Source organism: Pseudomonas sp. GW823-FHT01D03, assembly GCF_058798255.1.
Window position 1 is genome coordinate 3,596,309 of the sequence record NZ_JBXAKK010000001.1, and the last position, 13,490, is coordinate 3,609,798.

Sequence of the window (13,490 nt, forward strand, 5' to 3'; positions counted from 1 at the left end):
CGACTTGTAAAAAACCGGGCATCAGCCCGGTTTTTTATAGGCGTCTCCGAAACAGTTCAAATATCAAAGGAAATTTTGCAATCAACAATTCAATACTTGTAATCCGAAAAGAAAAATATCGCATACAAAAAGAAGGAAAAAATTGCCAATGCCGCCCGCCCGGCGGGGTCAGCATCCCTGCCCAATCCACCGGGTGCAATAGCAACCGTTGCCCCTCTTAAATAGTTATAAACACCTTGAGCAAACCATAACTGAACAACGAATATCGTAAAAAAACGCCCCCAACTGCCATTGAATTGAAAGTAGCCGTTGAGTAGTGCTGCAAGCAATAGCCCCACTCCCACCCAATCACGGTATTTGAATAGCCCGCTGATTATTGATTTACTTGTTATAGGCATCGACAGTTCTTTTAACGATATGATCCCAAAGGTTCTGCGTACCCAAAAAACTGGAAACTCTACCCGCAGTCACAGGCGATAGCTCTCTGATTTGACAGGTAAAATGGGTCACAGGTACAGGTAAACGGGGTCAGACCAAATTTTCGGAGTGCGTTCTAGGCGTGCTCTGTTCCCATTTAACTTTATTGCAGTAAGCAGATAGAACAACACCGGCGCGAGGCCGGTGCAACTCTAATCACTTTTACAGAAAACATCAATATGGGTTATGCAATCGAGGCTAGGCAAAATATCTAAACATCAAGTTATGGATATATGCCGAGCCGCTCAAGCTCAGAGAAAAAATACTCCACACCTTCCCGCACGCTATCTGTATCTTTCCTTATTACAACATTGTTACTTGTCGACATATTTAAAACAAAAGTATAAACATTACTCTCTCTTTCACCATCCACCTTAAAGATGAAAAAACCCTTATTTTTCATTGCCACCAACTCTAGTATTTGAATAAACTCCTCTAGCCCGACGCTATTCATACTTGGCGAACCGAAACGGGCTGCATACTTTTCAGAAAGCTCATAGAAAGACATTAATCCAGCCCTCTTAATGCTTTTGAAATATCTTGGACATTAGTCAGTTCCCCTGTCGCAACTTTATCCACCACATTCCAAATAATTTGTTTTGGCGGGCCATCCACGCCGTTTCTTATAATCAACTGCTCAACCACCTCAACGGCAGTCCGCTTGCTCCCATTATCAAACAGATGCCCGCCAGCAATATCCCTGATCATTGAGCCAACCTTATTAAAAAAACCATCATAATTGGCAGCATTTGCAATAGCCGTATCAACTTCTCTAAATAAAACCGAACCGCCAAACTGTGAATTTATAGCAGGGAGTTAACGGGGACAGACCACATTTTCCGAGTGCTTTCTAAACGTGGTCTGTCCCCATTTACCTTTATTCCTCCGTAACCTGAATGGAGGGGTCAATCCGCACATAAAACACTTTGGCCGTGTCATATGAAGGCGGGGTTTCCACAAACGTGAATGGCAATATTTTGAAAGACTTCAATTTTTTTATCGGGATGAAGGTTTTGTCGAAGTTGTGGACAGATCTATTTGTAAAAAATAAATCTGTCACCGTTAATCATTCGGACAAGGTTAACGGGGACAGACCACATTTTCCGAGTACTTTCTGAACGTGGTCTGTCCCCATTCACCCTCCTCCAGAAGGACTAGGCAAATAAATCCGCCCCCTTTACTGCTCGCAATTTACCAGCACGCAAGTATCACCAGACTTCACAACCAAGCTAATCGGTTTTTTAGTCATACCATCATCAGTTGATATCTCAACCAACAAATTTTGATTTTCGAAAGATTGCAACTCAACGATAAGTTGCTTAATAGTTTTTCCCCGACCAACCCAGCCGGGAGTTATTTTATCGTTCATATCAATCTCCAATGCGATTTAAGTTTGCATCGTAGGTTCCTGATCGTGTCTTTTTACTACCAAGAGCCTTAACTGAACCTGCCATCTTCCAAGCACCACCATTATGCCCATCAAGATCTCTAGTAATATAACGACTCCCTAGCTTAAATACCGCCTGGCCACCGTGTACTGTTTCGTTTATTTTTGCAAATCCTAGCATTTTCGCTGCCTGCTGAGCCTCTGCATTCGTTTTATATACAGGCTCAACTCTTACACGCGGACTCGTTGCACCGCCGCTGCCTGCACCTACCGGACTTTTGCCCAAGATCGCCATACCCAGCGTGATCTTCAGCTCAGTCAACATCGTTGCCCGCTCTTCCAGAGACAGCTGTCGTCCAGCCTGTTGATCAAGCCAACTGGTCTCCTTGGCCCATTGATCGACCCCTGCCAACTCGCTCGGCGTCAGCCAGCCCTCCTTGAGATTCTTCGCAAAAGCTATTTGCTTATCCGAAGTAAACAGCGCTCCCCAGCCATCAACGCCCTGCGATGGAACAGCAATTACCCCTGGATTCCCAGTGAGGAGCCCGGCCATATCGTAGGAAATATTACGCCGCAGGAAGTCCATCAAATCCTTGGCCACCGGTGCTGCCAGTGAAACCGCACTTTTCTGGATCGACTCTACACAAGCCCTGCTGTCACAGGCATTGATGGCCATCGAACGTTTGGTGGACAAGTCTTCGTATTGCGCAACAATCTCGTGAATGTTCTGTGCACTGCAGCCCTCAGTGGCCCGACAACCCTCAAGCTCTTTGAGTAGCCGTTCAGCAGAAGGGTGGTCGAGGTTGTTGTACTGCGTTGCGTTTGCCGTCACTGCAGCAGCGGATGACGCATTCCCCCCCGTAACGGCCGCCGTCAACACGCCAACCAGTTGAGACGCCGCCAGGAGCTTAGTAACCCCTTGTTGGTACTCAAGACGATTTTTGTCGACCCCGACCGGTAACAGCTTTTCAGCCAGGAAGTCCACAACCGCTTCATTTACCCCTGCAGCCAGAGCCCCTGTACGGAAGTCGCCCCCCATAGCCTCAGCCATCAGGCCGCCGAGAGCGGCGTGCATTGCGAGTTTCGTCAACTTACCGTTTTCAAACAGGGTTACATCACCGATCTTGCTGGCCCCGAGTGCCCCGCCAATACTGATCCCGGCTCCCAACGTCGCGTCGACCAGATTGTCCGTCAGACTACCGCCCATTACCGTTTTGGCCACCGTGTCGGCTGCAATCTTGATTGCCACTGTCTTGGCACCGGCCGAATCAAACGTCAACTCTGTAGGGTTAAAGCCGAACTGTGCAGCTATGCCTGCGGTGACACCGGCGAGCACATAACCTTTGAGGTTTTCAGAAGAGAGGACGTCTTTAAAGGCTGCTCCCACATTGCCTTTATTGTTGATCGTGCTGACGGCCGCAGTGCTGGCCATGGAGGTCAACACGGCGGAGGCCATCATGTTCCCCAAACCCGCCCCCACAGTTGAACCGACTGCAGCGCCGCCGGCCACTGCCGAGGCGGATGCCGTACCCGCTGCTGCCATAGCAGTCCCTGAACCCGCCGTCGCGCTGGCTGCGGTCCCCACAGCCGCACTCGCAGCTCCGGCCGTCAGCACAGTGACAATAATGATCACCGCCAGCATGGCTGCCGGCCCCATGCCGGAGTTGCTGTACTTGAACGACTCGTGAGTTTCCTTCACAAGGCGCCAATCCACATCACCGCGCTTCTCGGCGTCCTTGAGCCATGCCAGCCCAGGGTCGGCCTTGACCATGGCATCGATGGTCTGGCTGATCGAACTCTTGTTTATATCCCTGAGGTCGATATTCAAGCCTTCAACCGCATTGATCACGAGATTCCCGTTTGCAACCAGTTCGGTCTGACGCAAGGTCTCGTCGGTATTGCCGCGGCCTTTCGATGAACTCCAGACTGAGCTGGATTTGCTCTTCTCGTGGCTCTCCTGATGCAGGTCTTTGACACCTTCAAACGTAACAGAACCACCACTGGTGATGGTCAGGTCATTGCCACTATCCAGTTTGGCGGCCTGGTAATGTTGATCGCCATTACTCACCAGTACCATGTCACCACCCGAGGTGATCACACTGCCAATGTTGTCGACCTTGGTCACCTCATCACGCTTGGTCTTACTGGAGCCGAAAGAGCCCTTTTTCTTCTTGTCGTACAGCGAGTAATCAGTGTCCTGGGCCGCGAGAATATTTAGGTTGTTACCCGCTACCAGATACGCCTCGTCGCCCGCCGTGACCCGGCTGGAGACAACGGTCAGATCTTCGCCAGAACTAAGCGCCACACTGCCGCCTGCCGTCACCCCCGACATGACCTGGCTGACATGATCTTCCTGAACGGTAAGTTTCTTGCTCTTGGACAAAGAGTGCTGTTCGTCCGCCGCAGAACTGATGATCAAGTTTTCGGCAGCGCTCATCGAGACATCGCGCTTAGCATCAATCTGGCTGGCGATCACTGCCAGGTCGCGACCGGCCTCAGCAGTGAAATCGCGCCCCGCATTGACGTTCGCACCCAGTTGAGTGACATCACTGTTGTTGTGTTTGCTGTCGTGAAATACGCTGTTAGTGACTTGTGTCGCTGCGATATTGAGATCGCGCTCGGCATCGAGATCCATGTCTCGACCGCTTTGCAGCACACCACCGGAAATATTTATGTCGCGGCCGGACATGATGCTCAGGTCATTGGTGGCTTCGATACGTGCAGCGGTATCGGCGAAATCGTGATGCTGAGTACCGAAACGCGTGCTGCTGTCGGATGAAGTAATGCTGCGCTCGTTGATTACATCCCCATTGAGTGTGTTCAGCGACACTTCACGCCCGGTGATGATGCCCCCGGACTTATTGATAATGTCGTTGGTCGCCAACAGATCCAGACGATTCCCAGCCTGAATAAGTCCACTATTTATCAAATTATTACCCGCCGTCGCCGACAGATTATTCGTCGCCTTCAAAGTCCCGACGTTGTCCAGGTTCTCACCGGCAATCAGCGTCACATCATTACCAGCAATCAGCGCCCCGGTAGGACCCAGGCGGCCATTGGCCTGCGCCAGATACACCACCGGCACCAGGACTTTTTCGCCGTTCACTTCGTGCTCCTCGAGCCAGACGATGTCGTGGGTCAGCGCCGCGACTTGCTGCGAGGTGAGGCCGACGCCTACCGACAGGTTGAGGGCGTCCTTGCTGGCGATGGCGTTGTTCATCAGGTACTTGAACATGCCCTCGTTGGAGGTCTGGCCGTCGATGAACGCCTGGCCGGTGCGGGCGGTGACGGCTTGCTGGATCAGGCGTTGCTCGTAGAGGCCGTCGCCGAGACGCTTGGCGCTCTGGTCGGGGTCGTAGCCGAGTTTTTCCAGCAGGTAGTCGGAGCTCATGAACGACTTGAGGTCGGTCAGCACCGGGTTGGTTTCGATCAGGTATTTGTGCGCTTTGGACGGCGCCTTGGTGTCCGGCAGACCGGTGACGCGGGTCACCGGACGGGTGTCGATCGACTCCCTGGCGTCGTTGCCGCGGTCTTTCATGCCCGGGCCGGCGGGTTTGACCGGCACGTTGACGTCGACCGTGCTGGCCACGGCCTGCACGATGCTTGGGGTGCGGTGGAACGTATCCACTGCGCGCGTGCTGTCGGAGACCGCGGGCGGCGCGTCAATGAAAAGGTTACGCGGGCCGCCGCTGCTGCCAGCCACGACGTGAGCTTCCGTGGCCACGGCTTGCCCGCCCACGGTCCAGGTCGGCGCCGGGCCGGTCGCGGCGACTGGCGCGGTATCAGCGGCGCCCTGGCCGCTCAGGCGGAACAGACCGTTATCCCCGGTTGGCAGGGAGAAGCCTGGCAGGGACAGCGGGTTGACCTGCTGCTGGGCGAGGTCCGGTGGCAGTTGGCTGTTGGCTGTTGACGCGGATGATGGCGGTGCTGTTGCTGACTTTGGTATCGGCAACTTTATTAGTGCCACCAGTGGAACCGTAGTCCTGATGGATAACGCTGTTTTCCAGGGTTTTGGCGGCCGTGATCGAGACATTGCCGCCTGCCTGGATAACTGCGTTGCGACCGGTAACGGTGCTTGTGGCACCCGTGCTGTCGAGGGCGACCTCTGTTGTTCTGTCCGGTGTTCGCTGACTCAGTTGGCTCGGCAGTGCTACCAGGTTATTCGGGTCGTATAGCGAATGCGTTGTTTTTTCGAAGCCATACTTGAGCCCCGACAGGCCTGCCCCATACTTGCGCGCACTGACGTCTTCGCCCGTTACGGAGTCTAAAAGCGCGACCCATTCGAAGTATTGTCCAAGTTCTCCACCCTGGGAGAACTCGGTCGATTCGGGTTTCGCTTTGCGGATCTCGTCCTGTGGAGCAACGTAATAAACAGTTGGAAAATCCGGATTGTTCCGTTGGTTGTAAGGCATCACAACGTTGTTGAAAAACCGCTCGGTTCCTCCATCGGTCAAGCCGAAGGAGTAATAGCGGGTAACTTCGATGGTTCCGGTTTTTGCACCAATGTTCTTGAGACTGTCAGCGGTGATATTGATATTGCCACCCGCTGCCACCGTGCTTTTGCTGTTGAGAAACGTACCGCCCTGGAACACGAAGTCCTTACCTGCGTTGATCACCGCAGATTGGGTGCTATCGCTGTCAGTGCTTTGATAGGTCTCGCGAGCAGCGATCAATATGCTGTAGTTATCCCCGACGCAGTCGCCACAGCTGCCGGCGATGAAACCCGAGATCAATTTGCGATCGCCCGACATCACCGGACCTTCAGTACGGTTCTCGAAAACATCGGCGTTGATCGCGAACCCACCACCGCTCTCCATCGAACCGGAGATGTTGTAGACCCCTGCAGCCCGCGCGGCGCCGCCGTAACCCTTGATGGTCACATTCCCCAACCCGTAGAAATCACCATGCTGGTTGGTCAGATTGCCGACACTGAGCGTCATGTCGTTGCCGCTGAAAATCAGCCCGCGATCATTGAGCAACGAAGGCGTGTTGATGCTCAGGTTTTGCGCCGCACCCAAGGTGCCGTAGTTGGTCACACTACCGGCATTGACGGTCAGGTCTTCACTGGAAGTGATGCGCCCGGCGTTGATGAGTGCCCCACCCACACTGATGGTCGAGGTCGCACCCGCAGCAAAACTGCCGCCCGCGCCGATGTTCATCTGTGCTGCAGAGAGGTAAGTGCCGCGCTGACTCGACAGCCGGCCATTGCCGCTGTAGCCGCCGCTCAACTGCATATCGATCAAGCCATCACTGGCGATCAAGCCGTCGTTGCTCCAGTTGCCGCCACGCACCTGCAAAAGATCCGAGGCCAGCAACTTGCCACTGGCAGTCTGGCTGAACTGCCGAACATTGACGTTCAAACGTCCAGCCTGGATGACACTGCTGTTGTTCCAGGTATCAGCATTGAGTTCCAGCAACCCACCGGTGGTGATGCTGCCACCCGCACCGATCACATTGGCCGTGGAAATTTCGAACTTGCCGCGACCGACGTGGTTGAGTTGCCCGCCGTCATTGAGGAAGTTTCCGACGTTGACAGTCATGTCGGTGTTGGCGGTTTCCAGCACGCCGTTACGGTTGTCGAGTTGGCCGCCGATCCGCAAATCGGTCTTGCCCCAGTTGCCCAGCGAACGCAGACGACCAGTCTGGTTGTTGACGCTGGCCGCCCTGACGGCGAGTTGCGTGTTGCTTTCAATGACACCCGCAACGTTGCTCAGTGCGCCGCTGAGGCCGAAGTCGATGCGCTCACCGGCAATCTGCCCGGCACCGTTGTCCAGATTGGTGCCGCTGACGCTCACCAGACCTTTGGCATAAAGCACACCGTTGCGGTTATCGAATCCGGCCGTGGTGATGTTCGCGTCCGTTGCTTGCGCGGAGATGCGTCCGCCATTGTTGTCCAGCCCCGCCAGTGCCGTCAGCTTCAGACCCTGCGCCTGAATGATGCCGCCCTGGCGGTTGTTGTTGAGGTCGTAGCCATTACGCAGCACACCCACCGTCCGCGCTTCGAGTGCGCCTTTGATGCTGGACAGAGTCCCGCCGCGGTTATCGATGTTGGCGGCGTTGACGCTGACATCACCGTTTTGTGCGATGACCTTGCCGCTCTGGTTGTCGAGGTCGCCGCTGACATCCAGGGTCAGGCCGTTTTCGCTTTGCAGCGCACCCTTGCCGTTGTTCAGGCTCGCCGCCTTCAGTTGCAGCGCGGAGTTCTGGCTGTAGATCAAACCATCAGCGTTGTTGCGCACTGCGCCGCTGGCGGTGATCTGTAGCAGATCATTGGCGGCGATGGTGCCCTTGTTGCTGTTGTCCAGCGTGCCGGTCGACAGGTTCAGATTCTTCTGGCTGGCGAGTTGGCCGTTCTGGTTACTCAGGTCGGTCACGCCCTTGATCAGCACGGGGCCCGCGCCAGCCAGTCGGCCACCGTTGTTGTTGAGGTCGCCGCTGAGGTTGAGGGTGATCGCGTCGTTGCTGGCGATCTGGCCGCCACTGTTGTCCAGTCGCGAAACCGTGGCGGTGATCGCTTGCTGCGTATTGATCGCGCCGCCGACGTTGGTCAGCGCCCCGTTCAGCGTGAGAACCTGCCCTGCTCCGCTGCTCAGAATGCCTTTGTTGCTGTTATCGAGGCCGCCGGCCTTGACGGTCAGGCTGCCCTCGGCGACCAGCGCACCGGCACCGCTGTTGAGCAACGCGTCTTTGAGATCGACCGCGACATCGCCGAGCTTGCTGGAGAGTGTGCCGCTGTCGCGGTTGTCGAGGCTGTCGCCGCTGACGCTCAACCCCTGCCAACCGGACAACAAGCCCTTCTGGTTGGTCAGTGTGGTGCCGCGCAGCAAGAGTTTTTCGCCGCTGATCAACTTGCCGGCGTTGTTATTCACGGCACGAGCGATGACGTCGAAACCCAGGTTGCTGGAGATCTCACCGCGCTGGTTGTTCAGGTCGCGTAGACGCTTGAGGGTCAGCGGGCCTTTGGCGGTGAGCAGGCCGTTCTGGTTATCGAGGTCACCGTTGGCCAGGTCCAGCGTGATGGCTTGGTCGCCCAACAGGCGGCCGCCGTTCTGGGTCAACGAAGTCAGGGTCAGACCGACGTCACCCGCGGCGGAGACTTCACCGCCATTGCTGGAGTCGAGACTGGTCGCGGTCAGCTTCAGATCGCCCTTGCTGTTGATCAAACCACTGTCACGGTTGTTCAGCGCCATCGCATTGAGCGTGACCGCGCTGACACCCAGCAACGTGCCACTCTGGTTGTTCAGATCGGCGCTGCCGATGTTCAGCGCCTGCGCGGCACTGATCAGGCCGCTGGCATCGTTGCGCAGCAGGCCATCGACCGTGAGTTCAAGATCGCCACGGCTGACCAGACTGCCACCGCTGTTGTTCAGGCTGCCTGCCCGCGCATCAATCGACGCCGCGCCGATCAGCCCCTTGAAGTTGTCCAGCGCGTTGGCAATGCGCAGGGTCAGGCCCTGATTGCTCAGGAGTTTGCCGTTGCTGTTGTCCAGGCTTTGCGCGGTCAGGGTGAACGCTTCAGTGCTGGAGATCGTGCCGCCCTGGTTGTTGACACCGTTGAGTTGCTTGAGCAGCAGAGTGCCGGGCGCGCTGATCACGCCGTTGATGTTGTTCAACTGGCCGTGGTTCAGGTCCAGGCTCAGGCGCGTGTTGCTGAGCAGCTTGCCGCCCTGTTGATCGAAGCCTGTCACCGACGCGGTGAGTGCGCCCTGGCTGCCGATACTGCCGGCATCGCTGTTGGTGACCTGGCCGGCGACGAGATCGAGCGTGTCGGCGCTGCTCAGCGAACCGCTGCTGTTATCGAAATCACCGGTCGTGACCGTGACCGCGCCTTTGCCGCTGACGGTGCCCTTCTGCCGGTTATCCAGGCCGGTACTTTTCAGCACGAGGAGGCCATCGGTGACGATCCGTCCGCCGTGGTTATCGACCTTGCCAGTGCTGTCGAGAGTGAGGTCTGCAGCGCTGGACAGGCTGCCCTGAGTGTTGCTCAGTTGCGCGGAATTGACGGTCAGCGCACCTTCGCTGCTGACTTTACCGAGGTGGTTGGTGAAGTCGCCGCTGAGGTTCAGCAGTGTGTCCTGCTGGCTGAGCAATTCACCGCCGCTGTTGTCCAGCGTACGACCTTGCAGCTTCAGCAGCGTGCCCGTATCGATCAGGCCTTTGTTGCGGTTGAGCAACTGATCGACCGTGAGCGTCAGTGCGTTGCTGGTGAAGATCTTGCCGCCATCGCTGTTATCGAGTTTTTTACCGGTCAGCAGCAGATCGCTGTTGGTGGTGATTTCGCCGCCACGGTTGTCCAGCTCAGCGACCGTCAGGGTCATCGCCTTGGTCGAACCGAGCAAGCCACCCTGGCGGTTGTCGAGGGTCTCGGCGCTCAGTTTGAGCACACCGGTGGCGATCAGTTGAGCGTCCTGGTTGTTCAGGCTTTTTACCTGAATGGAAGCATCGGACTTGCCGGCAATGCTGCCCTGCTGGTTGACCAGCGTATCGGCGGTCAGCGTCAGTTCACCGTCGGCAATGAGAGTGCCGGACTGGTTGTTCAAGGTCTTGTCGGTGGTCAGCACCAGGGGGCCACGACTGCTGATCAAGCCATCCTGGTTGTCGAGGCTCACGGAATGGCTGTCGAGTGCCGCCGCCGAAATTACGCCTTTGAGGTTATTCAGCGCTGCCGCAATGCGCAGCGTCAGCCCTTGCTGGTTGATCAGCTTGCCGTTGCTGTTGTCCAGGTCATTGGCGGCGAGGGTGAATGCTTGCTGGCTGGAGATCTCGCCGCTCTGGTTGTTCACGCCATTGAGGTTTTTCAGCAGCAGGGTGCCGGGCGCGTTGATCAGACCGGTCTGGTTGTTCAATTGCCCATGGTTCAAATCAAGGCTCAGGTCGGATTTGCTGAACAGTTCGCCACCCTGCTGATCCAGCCCGGTGACCGATACGTTCAACGCTTGCTGGCTGGCAATCCGGCCAGTAGCGTTGTTGACCTGAGCGGCCTTGAGCGTCAGAGACGCTTCACTGGTGAGTTTGCCGCCCAGGCTGTTATCGAAGTCGCCGGTATCGACATGGCTGGCGCCTTTGGCGCTGATCAAACCTTTCTGGCTGTTATCGAGGCTGACACTGGTCAGGGTCAAGGAGCCGTCGGTGCTGATCGAACCCGCCCGATTGAGCACCGCGCCACGACTGGTTACCGACAATACGCCGGCGGTGCTCAGGCTACCGGCGCTGTTGTCGATCCGGCCGACATTAGCCGTCAGCGTGCCCTCGCTGCTGATAGTGCCCTGTGCGTTGATCAAGGCATCGTCGAGGGTAATCACCAGACCGTTGAGACTGTTGAAGCGACCGCCGCTGTTATCCAGGCTGCTGCCGGTCAGCGTGGTTGCGCCCTTGGCGCTGATCAGGCCTTGATTCAGGTTGATCAGTTTCGCCACGGCGAGGCTCAGATCGGTGCCGGCCAGCAGCTTGCCGCCGTCGCTGTTGTCCAGGCGCTGGCCTTTGATGTTGAGCAGCAGACTGCTGGAGATTTCGCCGTTGCGGTTGTCGATGTCGTCGACAGTCAGGGTCAGCGCTTTTGTAGTACCGACCAGACCGCCATTGCGGTTGTCGAGCGTCTTGCCGGTCAGGCTCAGATTGCCCTGAGCGACCAGCGCACCGCCCTGTTGTTGCAACAGGCCGATGGTCGCTGTCAGATCGTTCTGGCTGGAAATTCGGCCTGCGGCGTTTTGCACTTCGCCCGCGTTGAGGCTGACCGGACCGACCGCACTGATGAGTCCGCCGCGGTTGTCCAGACGGTCGACGTTGAGCGTCAGTTGCTGATCAGCCTGGATCACGCCAGCACGGTTATCCGCGCTATCGCTGCGCAGTGCCAGCGTAGTTTTGCCGATGACTTTTCCGTCGCGGTTGTCGAGGCTGCCGGTTTGCGCATCGATGGCGCCCTTGGCGGTGATCTCGCCTTTGTTGCGGTTGTCGAGTGCGCCGCGCAGACGCACGGTCAGGCTGCCGTCGCTGACCAGCACACCGCCATCGCGGTTGTCCAGGCTGGCCGCCTGCAGACTTACCAACTGGCCGGAGCCGAGCACGCCGTCACGGTTGTCCAGCGCGCCGCTGAGGTCGATATTCAGCCCCAGATCGCCGAGGATCTGACCGCTGCGGTTGTTCACCACTGCCGCGTTAAGCCGGGTGACGCCGCTGCTGGAAAACTCGTCGTTGCTGTTGTCCAACTGACCGAAACTACCGGTCAGATTGCCCGAGCTATGGATCACCCCTTGAGTGTTGAATAGCTGATTGGCGGTGACGTTCAGCGTCGCATTGCCGAGCACGCGGCCGCTGTTGCGGTTGTCCAGCGTGCCGGCGCTGATCGTGGTGCTTTGACCGCTCAACGTACCGCCCTGGTTGCTCAGGGTTTGCGCAGTGCTGACGGTGAGATTGTGGCTGGCCACCAGGCTCTTGCCAGTGTTGTCGAGACTCTGCGCACTCAGGTTCAGATCACCGTTGGCGTTACGGATGCCGTCGGCGTTGACCCCGGCTTCGATGACACCGCCGTTGGTCAATTGCCCACCGGCACTCAGAGCAATACTGTCGCGGGCCGCGAGGGTTTGCCGGTTGGTCAGATTGCCTTGGGTCTGCACGTTCAATGTCGTGCCGGCATACACCGGCCCGCGCGCATCGAGGCTGGCCGCCTTGACGTTGACCGCACCGGTCGCCGAGGTATCGGCCAGACTCAACTGCCCGTTGGCATCGAGCTGAATATCGCCACCACTGGCGATCAGTTTGCCGTCGAGTTTCACCCCGACCCCGGCCTCGGTGCCAACCAGTTTGATCGCCCCGGCGTACATCCCGCCGAGTGCCGAGGAGTCGATTGCCAGTTGCGGTTTGGCGCTGCCGTCGTCGGCGCGGGCCGTGGCGTTCAAGGTCTGCGCGTTGACGTCGTTGCGCCCGGCAACAATCGTCAGATTTTGCGCCTGGAGCTCAGCGTTGATTTTGGCGCTGCGGGTGATGATTTCGAAGCGATCGACGTTTGTCGCGTTAAGGCCGGCGCCTTCGATCGCTACAGAGCCCTGATCAACCTGAAAACGATCCAGCCGGCCCGCGCCATCCAGCACCGGTTTGCCAGTCGTCAGCGTTACGCGCGGCGCGTTGATGAAGCCGCAACCGTTGCAAGTGATGCCATACGGGTTGGCCACGATCACTCGCGCCGACTGCCCCGCCACTTCGGTGTAACCGCGCAACTGGCTCGGGTTGCCGCTGATGACTTCGTTGAGAATGGCTTGCGCCGAACCGCTGTTTTTCAGGTGCGGGTTACCGATGATGTGCCCGGCCAACTGGGTGTTCGAGGTTTGCGCCGAGCCGTTGTTGAGGATGACGCCCTGCGCGCCGACGTTGTAATCGTGGAACTGGTTATGCGAGAGGCCGCTGCCGTTGGGCGTGGCGATGTTGATGATCGGCACGCCATTGCCGGCCCGATCCAGCGCGGTGTTCGGGTTGGCCACGACTATGCCGTCGGCCTGCGCCCACATCGGTTGCCAGAACATGACGTTCGCCAGCAGGAACGCCAGCCCGCGCTTGGGCATACCCAGGAACGACTCACGGTTTTTTACGGCCGCAGAAGGCTGGCCCGCAAGAAGGCGAACTGACGAACATC

5 protein-coding genes and 1 pseudogene are annotated in these 13,490 nt (G+C 57.2%); all 6 read right to left on the reverse strand.

Annotated elements, in window-relative coordinates; translation table 11 throughout:
* Window positions 1-89: 89 nt before the first annotated feature.
* A complete protein-coding gene (locus AC1RBR_RS15490) occupies window positions 90-398 on the reverse strand; it encodes a hypothetical protein (protein WP_492565355.1) in 309 nt (102 codons plus the stop codon).
* Between the two features lie 302 nt (window positions 399-700).
* Complete coding sequence (locus AC1RBR_RS15495) at window positions 701-985, reverse strand: hypothetical protein (protein WP_492565357.1); 285 nt, start codon at window positions 983-985, stop codon at window positions 701-703.
* A complete protein-coding gene (locus AC1RBR_RS15500; RefSeq protein WP_492565359.1) occupies window positions 985-1,185 on the reverse strand; it encodes a hypothetical protein in 201 nt (66 codons plus the stop codon). The genes AC1RBR_RS15495 and AC1RBR_RS15500 overlap by 1 nt, the downstream gene beginning before the upstream one ends.
* A gap of 469 nt (window positions 1,186-1,654) precedes the next feature.
* Complete coding sequence (locus AC1RBR_RS15505) at window positions 1,655-1,846, reverse strand: hypothetical protein (RefSeq protein WP_492565361.1); 192 nt, start codon at window positions 1,844-1,846, stop codon at window positions 1,655-1,657.
* 1 nt (window position 1,847) lies between these two features.
* Entirely contained in the window at window positions 1,848-2,540 is a 693-nt protein-coding gene (locus tag AC1RBR_RS15510; RefSeq protein ID WP_492567247.1) for a toxin C-terminal domain-containing protein, read from the reverse strand.
* Window positions 2,541-2,600: 60 nt separating this feature from the next.
* A pseudogene (locus tag AC1RBR_RS15515) lies at window positions 2,601-13,323 on the reverse strand (two-partner secretion domain-containing protein); the annotation flags it as partial.
* Window positions 13,324-13,490: the final 167 nt, after the last annotated feature.

Excerpts from the sequence above, each read along its gene's own strand:
- AC1RBR_RS15490 (WP_492565355.1), bottom strand. The coding sequence starts at position 398 with ATGCCTATAACAAGTAAATCAATAATCAGCGGGCTATTCAAATACCGT.
- AC1RBR_RS15495 (WP_492565357.1), bottom strand. The coding sequence starts at position 985 with ATGTCTTTCTATGAGCTTTCTGAAAAGTATGCAGCCCGTTTCGGTTCG.
- AC1RBR_RS15500 (WP_492565359.1), bottom strand. The coding sequence starts at position 1,185 with ATGATCAGGGATATTGCTGGCGGGCATCTGTTTGATAATGGGAGCAAG.
- AC1RBR_RS15505 (WP_492565361.1), bottom strand. The coding sequence starts at position 1,846 with ATGAACGATAAAATAACTCCCGGCTGGGTTGGTCGGGGAAAAACTATT.
- AC1RBR_RS15510 (WP_492567247.1), bottom strand. The coding sequence starts at position 2,540 with ATGGCCATCAATGCCTGTGACAGCAGGGCTTGTGTAGAGTCGATCCAG.